The sequence below is a fragment of the Cupriavidus sp. F041 genome (assembly GCF_057814235.1).
Genome location: NZ_JBVASY010000001.1, coordinates 171,136 through 188,164, shown reverse-complemented (window position 1 = coordinate 188,164; position 17,029 = coordinate 171,136). Strand labels below are relative to the sequence as shown.

Here is a 17,029-nt window from a genome sequence, read left to right as displayed (position 1 = left end):
AAGGTAACGCTCACCGATGTGACCATGCCGATTCCATACTTGCGCAGACTGACCGGGAGGGAACGCAGTCCGGAGGCCGACCGGCAACTGGCGCGCTATCTTGCGTTTGTGGCAGGTGCTACCAACGCAGGCGGATTCCTGGCGGTGCAGCAATACACCTCCCATATGTCGGGCATCGTGTCGGCCATGGCCGACAATCTGGCGCTCGGCAGCATCGGACTCATCCTGGACGGCCTGGGTGCCTTGTTATCGTTTCTGGCGGGTGCGGCCTGCTCTGCGATTTTGATCAACTGGGGGCGGCGCGAGAGCCTGCACAGCGAATTCGCGCTGCCGTTGATGCTTGAATCCGTGTTGCTGGTGTGTTTCGGTCTGCTGGGCAGCAATCTCGAGCGTCACGAATGGCTGTTCGTGCCGGCGACGGTCATGGTGCTTTGTTTCATCATGGGGTTGCAGAATGCCATGATCACAAAGCTCTCGAAGGCCGAGATCCGCACCACGCACATAACGGGTATGGTCACCGACATCGGCATTGAGCTGGGTAAGCTGTTCTACTGGAACCTGGCCAGAGCCAATTCCGCCAAGCCAACTGTGCTGGCCGACCGGAGAAAACTGCGGGTGCTCGTTACGCTGGTCGCGCTGTTCTTTGCCGGCGGTGTAGTCGGGGCGGTAGGGTTCAGGCACGTTGGGTTCAGTGTGACCCTGCCATTGGCCACATTGCTGCTCGCACTTGGTGCCGTACCGGTCATGGATGATGTGCGAAGCAACATGTTGCGCTCGGACTTCCTTCCACGACTCGCCGCCCGCGCGCGCGCATGGGCACGGGAGGTCAAGTGCGACGTCCACGCGGTGTGGCTCGCTGCGCGCGATCCCCGCACGCCCTGGTATGCGAAAGCGCTGGCCATGCTGGTGGCCGCCTATGCGTTGTCTCCGATCGACCTGATTCCGGATTTCATCCCGATTCTTGGCTATCTGGACGATGTGGTGCTGGTGCCCCTCGGCGTGTTGCTGGTGGTCCGGATGATCCCGGTTGAAGTGATGGAGGAGCATCGAACTGCCGCCGCGCTCGCTGCGGAGCGTCCCGGCAGCCGCATTGCGGTCGTCGTGATTGTTGCACTCTGGCTTGCCACGGCTGCGGTGGCAGTGGCCTGGCTGGCGCGGCTGCGCATTTGATGCGCGCGCCGCCGGCCACCAGGTCAATCGCAGGTAGGTGGACAGGCCAATGAAGGGGGACGCTCAAATGGGGGACGCTCAAATGACTCAAGTGACTGAAATGACCAGTCAAAAAATCAGATTCTTTCGCTCACGGATTCCCTCATTCGAATGCACACCTGGCTGCCATGACTGCTGTGGGCCGGTGATGGCGTCGACGGAAGAGATGTCGAGGCTTCCCGTAAAAAGCGATGCCGAGCACGAAGCTGCGCTTGAAAACCTGAGTTGCCCTTATCTTGGCAGCAAGGGTTGCCAGGTTTATGCCGAGCGCCCGTTGGTCTGCCGCCTGTTTGGCACTACGCCCCGGCTGGCCTGCCCGAATGGAAACCGGCCCGAGGTGATGGTCGATCCTGATATAGATCGCCAGATTCAACGCTTCTTCGTTGAAACACGTCACGTATTAGTCTGAGGGAGGTCTTGACGAGCGCGGCCGGGATCTCGGTCGCGCTGAATATGGACGTCGCGCATGATGTGGGCCCACTTCGGCGTATCCGTGCTGACCACCGCCGCCGACTCCCTGGGCGCCGAACCCACCGGCTGGAGGCGCATCGTCACTAGCCGCTGCCACACCTCGGGCAACTTCGTGACGCGGAGGATCTCGGGCGACAGTCGGGCCTGGAAGTCGCGCGGGGCACACGTCGGGAGGAAGAAGGCTGGAGGTAGCTGGTCCAGCATATATTTCAGCTGCCTGCCCGGAGGGGAAAATCCCTGATTCTTTGTGACCTACCTGTATTCTTCAATTTTTTAAAGATTCGTGCGTCATGAATCCTTGGATAAATATTTAATTGCAAATAAGCTCATGGGGTGCGTCGGAGCCAATATACAGCTTGTCGATCGGAGTGCAGCCGGAGTTTGGCTGACTTGCCGCGTCCTTACTTGTTACGTAAGGGCAAAGCATAACTTTAATCCCGGTGAGTACCTCCCAGAATCCGCTGCAGGCAACTGCGCTATATCTCGTTCTCCCATCCTGGACCCAGAAGCCGGCTTGAGCGGGGTTATTGTGCTCAAGGATTTTGTAGTTGACCTTACATACGACCGATTGTTGAGGCACGTTCAAACCCTCACTTGGCTGGGTCACATGACTAACACTGCCTGGGGGATTCCTCGGCCTGGCCCAAATGGTAATGGTCTGAGCTGTGGCTGAAACATTTGGTGCCATCCCGCCACACGAATCTATATATTTGGTTCCGGCAGAATCTACTACTCTTTCTGCTGTGGCAACACTATTTTCGCCGGAAAAAGATGGGCGATTCGCGCATCCCGCCAAGGTAAATAATATTACAGTGCAGGAATAAAGTTGAGGATAATATCTTTTCATGATGTGAGTATCCTATGGCGGGATTATAGGCGACAGTGAAAAGAAGAGAGTCAGGAAGGGTGATTGCACGAAAAATTCTAGAGATTTTTCATATTTTTTGGCCGCAAATTGATCATAGGCGAAGACGTCATCAAGGACCAGATCGACATCCGCTACATCTTCGACCCACGGAGGGTTCATGGGTGGGGAGCATGTAAATCGAAAAGCCTGAGACGCCCGCCGCCGACTCGCTAAGTTCGCCTTCAACCTCTGACCAGGCGCTACGCTTACCCTCGCGCGGTCCGCCGTGCGGCGTTCGGCATACACGTGCAAAGGGGCTTGCTGAGCCGGAGTGATCGAAAGGACCGTTCCCGTACACGCTGTGTAGGACCAAGGTCCAATTGAATCATAGTGTCGGTGTGACACTATGTACTTGCAGTCTGGGAATAGTGCAAGCCTGTGATGCGGACGCGCTAACTTGGGGTCAGCGAAACTGCCATTCGAACCAGGGTTTCATCGGCATGCTGCGCGGCATAGAGACCCCTTGCGCCGGATGACTCCCGTACCGACGTCCGTGCTTTTTGCGATTTGATATGGAGTCGCTAACATGAAATATCCCTTAATCGCGTTGGTCATCGCAGTCTCCGGGTGCGCCAGCCTACCACCACCACCGCCGTCAGACGTTCGTCCCGTCGGCCAAAGTCAGCTCGCCCCCAAGGCGGCCGCTCAATGCATCGGGTCTAAATGGGCGAATAGCTCTGGGCAGGTGGTCTATATGCAGTACATGCTCGCTAACGACCAGGCATTCGATGTCTACGTTCCAGGCCAGCAACCACCAAGCGGCGCGGCCGCCATCGTACGCCAGGGCGCGAGTGGGTCCGGTTCATCGGTGGGTTTCCGTGGCACTGACAGCAATGCGGCTAGCGCCATCAGCCAGTGCCCATAGGCCTGAGGGCCGCCGTTACTCCCGCGCCAATGCAACATCGCTCATCAGGGGGTGGTCATGAATCGTCGCATGGTAATCCTGGCGCTGGCTTGCTTATCGGCCACGCCGGCTATCGCGCTCGGCGCAAGCAAGGAGGAAAAGCAGGGGAAAGTACGCAAAGCGGCACAAGATTCTTTAGCTGCCCTCTACAGGGTGCAACCGTCGGCGCGCAAGGCTGTGGAGTCTGCGGCAGGCTATGCGGCGTTCAGCAACTTCGGCATGAAGATCCTCCTCGCTGGCGGAGGGTCGGGCGAGGGCGTCGCGGTCAATAACAAGACCAAGGCCATGACCTATATGAAGATGGCGGAGGTCCAGGCCGGCCTCGGCATGGGCGTGAAGAAATTCCAGCTGGTCTGGGTATTCGAGAACGAGACCGCGCTGAACGATTTCATCACGTCCGGGTGGACGTTCGGTGGGCAGGCAACCGCCGCGGCGAAAGCCGGCGACAAGGGCAGCGCGTACCAGGGGGCGATAGCCGTGGGGCCTGGCGTCTGGCTCTACCAGCTTACCGATAAAGGCCTGGCGATCGAACTCACCGCTAAAGGGACCAAGTACTACAAGGACGACGACTTGAACTGAGCTTGGCTGCTCCGGTTCAGGGAGCGGGCAGATTGGCGTGACCACTCGGTCTGCTCGGTCTTCGCGTTGTCCGGAAAGGGGCTTCTGCAGGGTGACTTTTCCTACAGGGCTTCGGCATTGACAGATTGTCACGCCGTGAGCGCCTGTCGCGGGCCGCTCTGGTCAGCGACAGTCTTGTGTCGGTCCGGGGCGCTCCACGAGCGTGCATCGTAGTGCCAACGCAGGCATGCGATGCCGGGCCGCGCCTCGTCGGCGCACGACACCCGCGCTAGTAGCGCGGCGCCCGGTCTCTGATGCGACCTGCCCGTAGCCACTTTCTATGTCGGGGGTGCGTTCGCCACGTCGGTTAGCACCGCGTCCAGGGTGTCGGCGAGCAGGTCGGCATGCGCCTCCGTGAACACCATGGGAGGACGGATCTTCAGGATGTTGGCATGTTCCCCGGTGGCGCCGACCAGCACATGGCGGCGCCGCAGGCCGTTGACGACGCGGGCGGTTTGCGCTGTCGCTGGCTGCCCGGCATCGCCACCATTCACAAATTCCACTGCGACGAACAGGCCGGCCCCACGGATGTCGCAAATCAGCGGGTGCCGTGCCGCAACGCCGGCCAGCCGCTCGCGCAGGTGCGCGCCAACGCGCCGTACCTGCGCCGTGAGATTCGTCTGCTCAATCACGTCCAGCACCGCCATGCCGGCCGCGACCGAGACCGGGTTGCCGCCGAAGGTATTGAAATAGCGGCACTCGCGGCCAAACGCCTCCAGCACCTCGGGGCGCACAGCCAGCCCGGCGAGGGGGTGGCCGTTGCCCATTGGCTTGCCCATGGTAACGATGTCGGGTACCACGCCGTGCCGCTGGAATCCCCAGAACGCGTCGCCGGTGCGGCCCAGGCCAGGCTGCACCTCATCGGCAATGAACACGCCGCCGGCCGCGCGGATGACGGCGACCGCGTCTTTCAGGAAGCCGGGGGGATCGGTGAAGATGCCGTCGCTGGAGAACACGGTGTCGACCAGCAGCGCGGCCGGGCGGATGCCGTGCGCGCGCAGGTCGTCGATGGCGTGCCGCACGCCCTCGGCGAATACGGCGCCAAGTTGCGCCGGCGGGACGCGGTAGCTGTCCGGAGCCGGCACGGTGCGCACGCTGTCGCCGAGCTTCACGTAGCGCCCGAGCGAAGGCGATGCCTCGGCAATGGATGCGGTGACGCCGTGATAGGCAAAGCGCGTGATGATCAGACCTTGCGCGCCGGTGTGGGCGCGGGCGATTCGCATTGCCAGGTCGTTGGCCTCGCTGCCGGTGCAGGTGAGCATGGCATGGCCAAGCGCATCCGGCATGGTGCCCAGCAGGCGCTCCGCGTAATCCAGGATGCTTTCATGGAGGTAGCGCGTGTGCGTGTTCAACTGGGCTGCCTGACGGGCGATGGCATCCACCACTTGCGGATGGCAATGGCCGACCGATGCGACGTTGTTATACGCGTCGAGGTAGCGCTCTCCTCCGGCGTCGTAAAGCCACGCGCCGTCGCCGCGCACGATGTGCAGCGGCTCCTCGTAGAAGAGGCGGTACGCCGGCCCGAGCACGCGGGCACGCCGCTCGGCCAGTTCGGGAACGGAAGGGGTCATCGTATTCCTTGGTGTCGTGGTCACGCCAGCCCGCAAGCTCGTCGCAGGACGTTGCGTGCCTGTGCGGTGGGAATGGCGTCGCAGGCCGTCAGCCGGTCCCAGGAGACCGCATTGTTGCGCAGCAGGTAAGGGGCGTTCTCCGGATGCCGCGCGGCGCGCCAGCCGCTGATGGCCACCACCATCACCAGCCGGGCTTGCACCAGGTCGAACAGCACGTCGATCTCATCGGCTTCGAGCGGCAGCACCGCGTGATAAGCGGCGACGAAGTCCGCCAGCGTGGCCATCGTATCGCCGGCCGGATCTACTTGATAGGCGGCGGCCACGGCCAGGTCGTCGATCAGCGGCGCATGGACCATGTCGCCAAAATCGAGCACACCCGCAATGCGCGCATGGTCTTGCGGGTCGACCAGAACGTTATAGATATTGAAGTCGTTGTGGATCGGCTGGGCGCGCAGGCGCGACAGCCGGGGCTGCACGTTGGTGGCGAAACGATCCAGCGCGCGTATCGCCTGCTCGCGGCGTGCTCTGTCCGGGACGCAGTCGAGCAAGCTCCGCACACTGTCGGCGCGCTGGATATCCCACGGCAGCTCAAGCTCGCCGGCGGGATGGCGGAAGCCGCGCAGCGCCAGGTCGAGCCGTGCCAGCGTGCGCGCCAGTTCCCGCGTCTGCGCCTGCGAGCGTTGCGCTTTTGGCAGCGGCTCGCCCGGCAGGTAGCTGAACAGCCGCACCACGCGCGCGTCGCCGCCGGGCGGCTGCGCGATCAGTGAAGGCTGTCCCGTCAGGGTCGGCACAATACGCTGCACCGGGAGCGTGGGATCGGTCGCTGAAATATGCAGCAGCGCCTGCGTCTGGAAGTCCGCTACCAGCGGCAATTCGGCGGGATGGGAGACCTTGAGCATATAGCTTGCCGCCAGGGTTTCCAGCAGGAAGTTCTGGTCGCGCTCGCCGGTCAGCGGGGAGAGCCGGCCCGCCAGCCCGTACTGCCGCGCCAGCAAGTCTATGGCCCACGCCAGCGGGACTTCGGGTGTGCCTTCGCTCAGCACATCCCCCTCTTGGGAGCCGGCGGCCAGCGCCGCATTTGCCGGCCCATTCATGCTGCGCTCGCGAAGCCGCGCAGCGCGCTGGAGAGATTGGGTCCGAGGTCGTCGGAGAGATAGCCGCCTTCCTGCACCAGCACGGTCGGCAGGCCAAGCCGGGCGATTTCCGCAGCGATGAGGGCAAAGCCGGGCGTGGTGACGGCGAGTGCCTGATACGGGTCTCGCTCGTGGGCGTCCAGTCCCAGTGCCACCACCAGCGCGCCGGGCGCGAAGGCGCGGATGCTCTGGCACACGTCGCGCAGGGCCGCCAGATAGGCCTCGTCGCCGGTGCCGCGGGCCAGTGGCCGGTTGATGTTGTAACCCAGCCCTTCCGCCTCGCCGCGCTCATGCGCATGGCCGGTGAAGAAGGGCGTGAACAGCATCGGATCGCCATGCAGCGACACCGTCAGCACATCGTTGCGGCGATAAAAGATCCCCTGCGTGCCGTTGCCGTGATGCATGTCGATATCGAGGATAGCGACGCGTTCATGGTGGCGACGCAGATGCTGCGCGGCGATGGCGGTGTTGTTCAGGTAGCAAAAGCCGTTGGCGCGGTCCGCATAGGCATGGTGGCCCGGCGGGCGGCACAGCGCGTAGGCGGCACGTTCGCCGTCTGCTACCAGCTGCGCGGCGTGGGTGGCCACGTCGGCCGAGCCGACCGCCGCGCGCCAGGTGTTGGGCCCGATGGAGCAGGCAGTGTCGCCCATATGGAAGCCCGCCTGGCCGACCACGCTGTCGGGATAGGTGCAGGGCTGTCCGGGGAACGGATGAATGTTGGGTAGCACCTCTTCAGAGGCATCGGGCAGCAACTGCCAGCGGTCGTACGCGGTTTCCAGGAAGCGCAGGTACTCCGGCGTGTGGATCGCGGCGCGCGGGCCCGGACCGTGATCGGCGGGGGCGATCACGTCGTGGCCGTTGGTGCGCACCGCGGCCAGCAGGCGCAGGGCGCGTTCTGGCTGCTCGTTGCTACGCTTCATCTTGCCGCGCACCATGAACGCGTGCGGGTCGTGGTCGAGATGCTGATCGCTGTAGACGACTTTCATAGGACGGACTCCATCGGAGGCGCCTCGGTGGCGCCTTGTTTCTGCATGAACACCGCCCGGACATGCACCCAGGCGTCTTCGATATGGAAGCGCACCGCGGCTTGGGCGGCGGCTTCGTCGCGCCGGGAGATCGCTTCGGCGATGGGGCGGTGGGTCTCCGCCACGGCCTTCGGGTCGTGGTAGACGCTGTCGATCAACGCCACGATCATGCGGATTTCCGTCTGCATCTGCGAGAACATCCGATGCAGGTAGGCATTGCCGGACAGCTCGCAAATGGCCGTGTGGAAGGCCAGGTCGCGCGCCACCCGCTCGATCTGCGGCAAAGAGTCGGCCTCCAGCACCATGCGCTCGACCATGGCCAGGAGCTGCTTCAGGCCGGCCTCGGGCGCTTGCTTGCACGCCAGCGACGCCGCCATCAGTTCCAGGTTCAGCCGTACCTGGAACAGGTCGTCTATTTCGCGCACAGTCACCGTGCGGACGGCAAAGCCGTGGCGCGGCCGCGAGATCAGCACGCCTTGCCGCTCCAGCCGCCGGGCCGCCTCGCGCACCGGTGCGCGGCTGACATTCATGCGGCGGGCGATGTCCGCCTCGACGATACGGCTGCCGGGCGGCAGCCGCCCTTCGACGATGGCCTGGGTGAGCTGGGCCTCTACCGCCGCCACCAGGTCGGAAACCTCGATCGAGGCAAACGGAGAGGAGGGCGAGGTGTCTTTGAATATGGAATCCGACATGGGCTTAGTCCTTGGGGCGGGCCACGACCGGCTGCCCTGATGGCACCGGCCGCCCGCGCAATGCGAGGTAGCCGCCCGACAGCGTGATCAGCACGATGCCCGCCAGCGCGATGCCGTCGGGCGGGCGCTGGAAGACAAAGGTGCTGATCAGCACGGCGAGCAGCAATTGAAAGTAATTGAGCGGCGCGAGCGTGGAGGCGGCTACACGCCGGAAGGCACCGAGCAGCAGGAGCTGGGCCAGCCCGCTGCAGGCGCCGCCGGCCATCATCAGCATGATATCGGGCGCGGACGGCATGACCTCGGGCAGCGTCACCAGCGCGGGTACGCCGGTCACCACCAGGCAGATCAGCGCGGTCCAGGCGTAGAGTACCGGCCCGGCGACCACGCCGGCCAGCCGGCGCGTCAGCAGCTGGAAGGCCGCGTAGCACACGGCCGATACCATCATCAGCACCGTACCCACGAAGGGCAGGTCACCGCCTGGCCGCACGATCAGCAGCATGCCGCCAAAGCCGGCCAGCACGGCAGCCCACTGCGCGCGTCCCACCCGCTCGCCCAGCACCGCCGGCGACAGCGCCACCATGATCAGCGGCGCGGTGAAGTAGATCGCCGTTGCCTCGGCCAGCGGCATGTACACCAGCGCGGCCATGAAGCAACTGGCCACGATCCCGAGCGCCAGCCCGCGCACCAGTAACAGCCACTTGCAGGGCGTGCGCCACAGCTTCAGGTCGCCTTTGCGCACCAGCCACACCAGCGCGATGACGCTCACCGACACGTATCGGGTGAGGTTCATCATGGGCGCCGAGTGGTCGCGCAGCATCCACTTGCAGAAGGCGTCATAGCTGGCAAACGCCACCAGCGCGCAGAAAAACAGCAGGATGCCGTCGCGGCGCGCGCTTGCCGTGGTAAGCCGTAGCGATGGATTGGCGGGGCCGGTCATCAGGCCGCAGCCTTGTCGCTGGCCGGGAGCTCATGCTCCAGCGCCATCATGGCTTTCTCGAAACGCGCGAACAGTTCATCGATCTGCGCCTCGGTGACGATCAGCGGCGGGCAGAACGCGATGGTGTCGCCCATGGCGCGCACGATCAGGCCTTGCTCCTGCGCCAGCTGGGCCAGGCGTGGGCCAGTCTTTAGCGCAGGGTCGAAGCTGCGCCGCGCCGCCGGATCCGCCGCCAGCTCGATCGCGCCCAGCAGCCCGACCCCGCGCACCTCGCCCACCAGCGGACGTCCGGCGTATGCGCACAGCGCTTGCTGGAAGCGGGGCGCGACTGCGTTCACGTGGTCGAGGATGCTGTCGTCCTCATAGACCCGCAGTGTTTCCAGCGCCACTGCCGTGGTGACCGGATGACCCGAGTAAGTGAAGCCATGGCCGAAGGTGCCGATCTTGCCGCTGTTGGCGGCTATCGCCGCGTGCACCATCTCCGATACCATCACCGCCGAAATCGGCATGTAGCCGGAGGACAGCGCCTTGGCACAGGTGAGGATGTCCGGCCGCATGCCGTAGGTGGTGGAGCCGAACATCGCGCCGGTTCGCCCAAAGCCGCAGATCACCTCGTCGGCGATCAGCAGGATGTCATGGCGGCGCAGCACGGCCTGGATTTCGGCGAAGTAGGTGGCCGGCGGCACAATCACGCCGCCCGCGCCCATCACCGGCTCCGCGATAAAGGCGCCGATGGTATCCGGGCCTTCCGCCTGGATCAGCGCTTCCAGCTCCCGGGCGAGGCGGCTGGCAAACGCTGCTTCGCTCTCGCCTGGTGCGCCGTAGCGGTAGTGATGCGGGCAGCCGGCGCGCAGGATGCGGTCGATGGGCAGGTCGAAATCGCGGTGATTGGCTTGCAGGCCGCTCAGGCTCGCCGCCGCCACTGTGACGCCGTGATAGGCGTTGGTGCGCGCGATGATCTTCTTCTTGTCCGGCTTGCCGATGGCGTTGTGGTAGTACCAGACCAGCTTGACTGCGGTGTCGTTGGCCTCCGAGCCGGAGTTGGCGAAGAACACCTTGGACATTGGCACCGGCGCCATCGCGACCAGTTTCTCGGCCAGCATGATGGCCGCCGGGTTGGAGCGGTGGTTGAAGGTGTGATAGCAGGGCAGCGTGCGCATGGCCTGCACGCCAGCCTCGATCACGCGCGCATGGCTGAACCCGAGGGAACTGCACCACAGGCCAGACATCCCCTCCAGGTAGCGCTTGCCCTGGTCATCCTCCACATAGATGCCGTCGCCCTTCGTGATGACGAGCGGGCCGACGCCGGGGTGAGTGGCCAGGTTGGTAAAGGGGTGCAGGTGGGCCGCGATATCGTCGGCTGCAAGGGCGGCGTGCGAGGGCAAGGCGACGGTCATGTCGGGTCACGTCCTGTTGTAGTTGTCTGGTGTGTTGGAGGGGAGGGCAGCGGCATGGCAAGGCCTGGCTCAGCAAGATCAGTATCCCCGCGCCGGATCGACTGCCACCGCGGGTCGCTGCCCACGGCGCAGTTGAGCCAGATTATCCAGCGTCTGGCGCGCGATCGTAGCCGAATCGGTGCGAGCCGCCACATGCGGCGTGACCACGATGCGCGGATGCCGCCAGAACGGATGCTCCGCCGGCAGCGGCTCGTGCTGGAAGGCGTCCAGCGTGGCCGCGCCCAGCGTGCCTTCGTCCAGCGCGCGCAGCAGGTCTGCCTCGACGAGATGGCTGCCGCGGCCCACGTTGATCAGATGCGCGCCGCGCGGCAGGCGGGCGAACAGGTCGGCGCACAAGAATCCCTGCGTCTGCGCGGTAAGCGGCAGCAGGCAAACCAGTGCGTCGCAGCCTGCCAGGAAGGCATCCAGGCCGTCCTGCCCGTGGAACGCTTCGACACCCTCGGGCAAGTCAGTCTTGGGGCTACGGCTCCAGCCGCGCACCGAATAGCCCACCGCCTGCAGTGCGCGGGCGCTGGCAACGCCCAGCGTGCCAAGCCCTGCAATGCCCACGCGGTGCCGCGACGGCACCACGATGGGCTGCTCCTGCCATTGCCTGGCTGCCGCGCTGGCCAGATAGGCGCCCATGCTGCGCTGGTGCTGGATCACGGCCCATGTCACGTAGGCCGTCATGCTGCCGGCCATCGCGGTATCCACGATGCGGCACACGGTTGGCCCGGACGGCAGGTCCGGGTCGCTCCGCAGATGGTCGATGCCTGCGCCCAGCGACTGCACCAGGCTCAGCTTCGGCATGGCGGCCAGCAACCCGGGCGGGGGCACCCAGCAGACCGCGGCATCGATCTCGTCGAGCGCACCCAGGTCGGGCCCCATGCGCAGGTCCAGCCCGGGCGCCGCCGCGCGGAAGGCGGGAACCAGGTAGCTCATGTCGAGCACGCTGCTAAGCAGTGCCACGCAGGGTGGCTTGCCGGCCGCCATATCCTTCATGTCCAATGTCGCCGCTGAATCTTCGAGGCCGGTGCGCGTCATGCGTAGCCTCCGACCGCCTGCAGGCGGGCCGGCTCCTGTGCCTCGGTAACCTCCTGCGCCCGTGTCAGGCGCGGGATGGCCTCGATCAGCTTGCGCGTGTACGGATGCTCGGGCGCGCTCAGCACGCGGGCAGTCTCGCCGTATTCGACCACTTCGCCCCGCTGCATGACGGCGATCTTGTCGCACATCTGCGCCGCCACGCGCAGGTCGTGGGTGATGAAGACCATGGCCAGCTTGAACTGCTCGCGCACCTTGGCGAACAGCTCCAGCACCTGCGCCTGCACGGATACATCGAGCGCGGAGACGGGCTCGTCCGCCACCAGCAACTCCGGCTGCATGGCCAGCGCCCGGGCAATGCCGATGCGCTGGCGCTGCCCGCCGGAAAACTCGTGCGGATAGCGCTCGGCCGCCTCCGGGCCCAGCCCGACCAGCCCGAGAAGCTCGATTGTGCGGGCCTGCGCCTCCTCGCGCGAGACCCCCTGGGCGATCGGGCCGGAGGCAATGGCCGCGCCGATCCTGTGGCGGGGATTGAGCGAGGCGTAGGGATCCTGGAATACCATCTGGAGCTTGCCGCCGGAGCGCTGCAGCAAGCCGCTGCCCTGCGACAGGTTGCGCCCGTTGATCACGATGCGGCCGCTGTCGAATGGCGCCAGGCCGACGATACAGCGACCTACCGTGGATTTGCCTGAGCCCGATTCGCCCACCAGCCCGAGCGTCTGCCCGCGCAGCAGTTCAAAGTTCACGTTGCGCGCGGCCTGCACCTCGCGCCCGCGCCGCAGCAGGCTGCCGCCAGTGCGATAGGTCTTGCACAGGTCCTGCACCTGCAGGACGCGGTTGAGTTCCGCCTGCACGGGCGGCTGGCGCAAATGGCCGCCGGGAATCGCGCTGATCAGCTTGCGCGTATAGGGATGCTGCGGATCGGTCAGCACGCGCGCGGCCGGCCCGGCTTCGACAATGGTGCCGGTCTGCATCACCACCACCATGTCGGCGATCTCGGACACCACGCCAAAATCGTGCGTGATAAACAGCACGGCCATGCCGCGCCGCTTCTGCAAATCGCGGATCAACTGCAGGATCTGCGCCTGGGTGGTCACGTCGAGCGCGGTGGTGGGCTCGTCGGCAATCAGCAGGCGCGGCTCCAGCGCCATGGCGCACGCGATCATCACGCGCTGGCGTTGCCCGCCCGACAAGCGGAACGGATAGCTGTCGTACAGCAGTTCGGGATCGGGCAGGCCGACATCGGCCAGCGCCGCCACGATGCGCTTGCGCTTCTCGGCCGCGCCCAGACGTTGGTGCGCGTCGAACACTTCAGCGATCTGGTCGCCGATGCGCATCACCGGGTTGAGCGCCGTCATGGGTTCCTGGAATACCATGCCGATCTTCTGGCCGCGCAACTCGCGCATGGCGGCGTCATCCAGCTGCAGCAGGTCCTGGCCCTCGAACAGGATGCGCCCGGCAACCGGTTCCACATGTGGCCTTGGCAGCAGGCCCATTACCGCATTGGCGATCATGGACTTGCCCGAGCCGGACTCGCCCACCACGCACAGCGTCTGGCCGGCTTCCAGCGTCAGCGATGCGCCTTGCACCGCCAGGGCGCGGTCGCCGCCGGCCGGCAGGCGGATGCTCAGGTCCTGGATATCAAGTACCGGTGCGCTCATCGTCCGCTCCCGCCAAGCCGCGCGTTCAGCGCGTCGTTCAGGCCTTCGCCCACCATGTTGAGTGCCAGGACCGTCAGCAAGATGGCCGTGCCGGGAAATACTGCCATCCACCAGGCCTGGCGCAGCACCGTGCGTGCCGAGCCCACCATATAGCCCCAGCTCATATGGTTAGGGTCGCCCAGCCCAAGAAAGCTCAGGCTGGATTCGAGCAGGATAGCGGTCGCCACCATCAGCGACGCCATCACCACGATGGGGGAGCTGGCATTGGGCAGGATCTGCGACAGGATGATGCGCGGCGTCGATTGCCCGGCCAGTTTGGCGGCCTGCACAAAGTCGCGCTGGCGCAGCGTGAGGAACTCGCTGCGCACCAGGCGCGCCACCGGCGGCCAGGACACGATGGCGATCGCGGCCACGATGGAGCCAATGGACGGCTCGAAGATCGCCACCAGCACCAGCGCCAGCGCAAAGCTCGGCACCGCCTGGAACAACTCGGTAAAGCGCATCAGCGCTGCATCGATCCAGCCGCCGAAGTAGCCTGAAACGGCGCCCAGCGTCACACCGATCAGCAGCGAGACCACGGTAGACACCACACCGATCAGCAGCGAGATGCGCGCGCCGTGGATCACGCCCGCCAGGATGTCGCGCCCCATGGTGTCGGTGCCCATGGCAAAGCCGGCCTCCTGCATGGGCTGCAGGAACGGCTGTTGCACCATGTCCCAGGGATCGTTCCCCGCCATCCACGGGCCGAACAGCGCGAGCACGGCAAAGCCCGCCAATACCACCATGCCGAGCACGGCTGCCTTGTTGCGGCAGAAACGCCGCCAGAAAGTATTTTTCATTGCATCTCGATCCGCGGGTCGACCAGCGTGTAGACAAAATCGGTCAACAGGTTGAACAACACGGCCATGGCCGCGGTGACCAGGAAGCAGCCCAGCAGCAGGTTGTAGTCGCGCTGCAGCAGGGCGTCGAACATCAGGCGGCCAATGCCGGGCCACGCAAACACCGTCTCGGTCAGCACCGCGCCGCCGATCATGCCGCCGGCCTGGATGCCGGCCAGCGTGACGACCGGCAGCAGGGCGTTGCGCAAAATGTGGGCGCGCTGGATACGCCCCGGCCGCACGCCCTTCGCACGCGCGGTCTTGACGAAATCCATCTGCGCCACCTCCAGCATCGAGGCCCGGGTCATGCGCGCATACACCGCCATGTAGAACAGGGCCAGCGTGAGCGCCGGCAGCACGAGGTGCGAGGCAATGTCGAACACCAGCGCCAGGCCGTGCAGGTCCGCGCCCACAGTGAAGTACCCAAAGCCCGGCAGCCAGTCGAGCTTCACCGAGAACAGCAGCACCGCCATCATCGCCAGCCAGTACAGCGGCGTGGCATAGAACACCAGGGCGAACAGGGTGATGGCGTTATCCACCCAGCTCCCGGCACGCCGGCTCGCCCATGCCCCCAACACCACGCCGAACAGCACCGAGAGCAGGAAGGCGCTGCCGGTCAGGATCAGCGTGGCGGGCAGGCGCTGTCGGATCAGGTCCAGTACCGGCTGCTGCTGCCGGTACGAGTAACCCAGGTCCAGCTGAACCACATGGCCGAGGTAGGTGGCCAGTTGCTCCGGCACCGGCTTGTCCAGCCCGAACTGCGCGCGCAACTGCGCGACGAACTGCGGGTCCGATGCGCCGGCCTCGCCAGCCATCACCGAGACCGGATCGCCCGGTGCGGCCCGGATCAGCAGGAAGTTGACGGTCGCGATGACCAGGATCGCGATCACGCCCTGTACCATCCGGCCTAGCATGCGCTGCGTACGACTCATGGCTTTGCCCCCGAGATGAAGATGACTGCCATCACGCCAGCCAGGCGCGGCCGAGGCCGTCGTTCAGGCCGATGCCGGAACTGATGGGATTGTTGATGCGGGTGCGGAACAGGGTGGGGAAATTGAGCTCGTGCATCCACACGACGGGCATTTCGTCGACCAGGATCTTCTGCACCTGGTGGTAGATCGCCGCCCGCTTGGCGGGATCGATCTCGCGCGCGCCGGCCTGGAACAACTCGTCGACCTTGGCGTTGCGATAGCCCTCAACGTTGTTGAAGGGCGAGCCCTGCGCGATGTTATCCGAGGTGTAGTTGCGCGCCACGCCCAGTGCCGGATCGCCGTACTGGTAGACGTATGTGAAGGCGAGGTCGTAGTCCCACTTGTTCAGGCGCTCGCCCCAGCCTGCCACGTCGGTGGGCGTCATCTCGATCTTCACGCCAGCTTGCTGCAGGTTCTGCCGTACGATTTCGGCGGAGCGGGTCCAGGTTTCGCCGTAGGGCAGGGGCAGCAGGCGCAGCGTTTCGCCCTTGTAGCCGGATTCGGTCAGCAACTGCTTGGCGCGGGCCAGGTCGCGCGGATACTTGGCCACATCGGTGCTGGCGTACTTGATGTGGCTGTTGAAGGGGCCGGTGGCGGTTTTCGCATAGCCCTGCCATGCCACCTTGGAGATCGCATCGCGGTCGATGGCAAAGGCCAGCGCCTGGCGGAACTTGATGTTGTCCATCGGCGCCTTGCGGTTATTGACCCACAGCCACGAGTGCGGCGCGAAGAATTCCCAGCCCTTGGTGGTGACCTGCACGCCGGGCAGCTTGCTCAGGCGCGCCACGTCGAAGTACTCCACCGCGCCGCCGGGCACCAGGTCGACCTTGCCGGACTCGAACGCCGCGGCTCGTGCGGAGGCATCGGGAATCACGTGGAAGTACACGCTGTCGACCAGCGGCACGTCGGGCTGGTGGTACGCGTCGTTGCGCACCAGCTGGATGTACGAGCCGCGCACCCATTCCTTGAACTTCAGCGGGCCGGTGCCGATGGGCCTGGCGTTGGCCGGGTTGGTCAGGAAATCCGTGCCCTCGTAGATATGCTTGGGCACCATGGGCATGGTGCCCACTTCAAAGATGCCGAGGAACGGGCCAAACGGATACTTCAGCTTGAACTCCACCGTGAGCGGGTCCACTGCGCGGATGCTTTCCACGGCCGCCAGGTTGGCCCGCAGCCGGGCGTGCGTCTTGCGCAGGAACACATCGGCGGAAAACACCACATCGGCCGCGGTGAACGGCTTGCCGTCATGCCACGTGACCTTGGGCTTGAGCTTGAATGTGTACACGGTACCGGTCGGGTTGACCGTCCAGGAAGTCGCCAGCGCCGGCTGCGGCTCCAGTTTCTCGTCATAACGCAGCAGGCCCTCGTAGATGTTGCCGGAGATCAGTTGGGTGGGGCCGTTCTGGGTAATGCCGATCATCAGGCCGGAGGGCTCCGGCTGCACGAGCGCGTTGATCACGCCGCCCTTCTTTCCCTGCGCGAGGACGTGGAACGGTACACCCGCGAGCGACAGCCCGGTGGTGGCGACACCCATTTTGATCAGTTGGCGACGATTCATGGCGAGACTCTCCTGGG

General features: G+C 65.0%; 15 protein-coding genes. 4 read left to right on the top strand and 11 right to left on the bottom strand.

Going from position 1 to position 17,029, the window contains the following annotated elements:
* The first annotated feature begins 24 nt into the window (after positions 1-24).
* From ACZY0R_RS00830 to ACZY0R_RS00815, 4 genes are all read left to right on the top strand, one after another.
* Positions 25-1,170 carry a DUF1275 domain-containing transporter gene (locus ACZY0R_RS00830; protein WP_488856709.1) on the top strand — a complete coding sequence of 382 codons (1,146 nt, stop codon included), beginning with the start codon at positions 25-27 and terminating at the stop codon, positions 1,168-1,170.
* A gap of 82 nt (positions 1,171-1,252) precedes the next feature.
* Positions 1,253-1,618: a YkgJ family cysteine cluster protein gene (locus ACZY0R_RS00825; protein WP_488856708.1), complete on the top strand. Its 366-nt coding sequence runs from the start codon at positions 1,253-1,255 to the stop codon at positions 1,616-1,618.
* Between the two features lie 1,495 nt (positions 1,619-3,113).
* On the top strand, positions 3,114-3,452 hold the full coding sequence (locus ACZY0R_RS00820) for a hypothetical protein (RefSeq protein WP_082095135.1): 339 nt from the start codon (positions 3,114-3,116) through the stop codon (positions 3,450-3,452).
* Between the two features lie 57 nt (positions 3,453-3,509).
* Positions 3,510-4,070 carry a lipid-binding SYLF domain-containing protein gene (locus ACZY0R_RS00815; RefSeq protein WP_488856707.1) on the top strand — a complete coding sequence of 187 codons (561 nt, stop codon included), beginning with the start codon at positions 3,510-3,512 and terminating at the stop codon, positions 4,068-4,070.
* A 317-nt stretch (positions 4,071-4,387) separates the two neighbouring features.
* Here ACZY0R_RS00815 and ACZY0R_RS00810 read toward each other — a convergent pair whose 3' ends face one another.
* The 11 genes from ACZY0R_RS00810 to ACZY0R_RS00760 all read right to left on the bottom strand — a co-directional run bounded on the left by ACZY0R_RS00810 (position 4,388) and on the right by ACZY0R_RS00760 (position 17,012).
* Complete coding sequence (locus ACZY0R_RS00810) at positions 4,388-5,680, bottom strand: aspartate aminotransferase family protein (protein ID WP_488856706.1); 1,293 nt, start codon at positions 5,678-5,680, stop codon at positions 4,388-4,390.
* A 20-nt stretch (positions 5,681-5,700) separates the two neighbouring features.
* The gene (locus tag ACZY0R_RS00805) at positions 5,701-6,774 is read right to left on the bottom strand and encodes a phosphotransferase (RefSeq protein ID WP_488856705.1); all 1,074 of its coding nucleotides are present in this window, start codon (positions 6,772-6,774) and stop codon (positions 5,701-5,703) included.
* On the bottom strand, positions 6,771-7,799 hold the full coding sequence (locus tag ACZY0R_RS00800) for a histone deacetylase family protein (protein ID WP_488856704.1): 1,029 nt from the start codon (positions 7,797-7,799) through the stop codon (positions 6,771-6,773). The genes ACZY0R_RS00805 and ACZY0R_RS00800 overlap by 4 nt, the downstream gene beginning before the upstream one ends.
* Complete coding sequence (locus ACZY0R_RS00795) at positions 7,796-8,530, bottom strand: GntR family transcriptional regulator (RefSeq protein WP_045241284.1); 735 nt, start codon at positions 8,528-8,530, stop codon at positions 7,796-7,798. Before ACZY0R_RS00795 ends, ACZY0R_RS00800 begins: the two co-directional genes overlap by 4 nt.
* Positions 8,531-8,534: 4 nt before the next feature.
* Entirely contained in the window at positions 8,535-9,467 is a 933-nt protein-coding gene (locus tag ACZY0R_RS00790; RefSeq protein ID WP_488856703.1) for a DMT family transporter, read from the bottom strand.
* Positions 9,467-10,864 (bottom strand): aspartate aminotransferase family protein, encoded by a 1,398-nt coding sequence (locus tag ACZY0R_RS00785; RefSeq protein ID WP_488856702.1) that lies wholly within the window; start codon positions 10,862-10,864, stop codon positions 9,467-9,469. Before ACZY0R_RS00785 ends, ACZY0R_RS00790 begins: the two co-directional genes overlap by 1 nt.
* A 78-nt stretch (positions 10,865-10,942) precedes the next feature.
* Positions 10,943-11,896: a 2-hydroxyacid dehydrogenase gene (locus tag ACZY0R_RS00780; protein WP_488859462.1), complete on the bottom strand. Its 954-nt coding sequence runs from the start codon at positions 11,894-11,896 to the stop codon at positions 10,943-10,945.
* 47 nt (positions 11,897-11,943) lie between these two features.
* Entirely contained in the window at positions 11,944-13,605 is a 1,662-nt protein-coding gene (locus ACZY0R_RS00775) for an ABC transporter ATP-binding protein (RefSeq protein ID WP_488856701.1), read from the bottom strand.
* Positions 13,602-14,444, bottom strand: coding sequence for an ABC transporter permease (locus ACZY0R_RS00770; RefSeq protein WP_045241279.1), 843 nt, complete (start codon positions 14,442-14,444; stop codon positions 13,602-13,604). Before ACZY0R_RS00770 ends, ACZY0R_RS00775 begins: the two co-directional genes overlap by 4 nt.
* On the bottom strand, positions 14,441-15,415 hold the full coding sequence (locus ACZY0R_RS00765; protein ID WP_045241278.1) for an ABC transporter permease: 975 nt from the start codon (positions 15,413-15,415) through the stop codon (positions 14,441-14,443). The genes ACZY0R_RS00770 and ACZY0R_RS00765 overlap by 4 nt, the downstream gene beginning before the upstream one ends.
* Before the next feature lie 31 nt (positions 15,416-15,446).
* Positions 15,447-17,012 (bottom strand): ABC transporter substrate-binding protein, encoded by a 1,566-nt coding sequence (locus ACZY0R_RS00760; RefSeq protein WP_045241277.1) that lies wholly within the window; start codon positions 17,010-17,012, stop codon positions 15,447-15,449.
* Between the last annotated feature and the right edge of the window lie 17 nt (positions 17,013-17,029).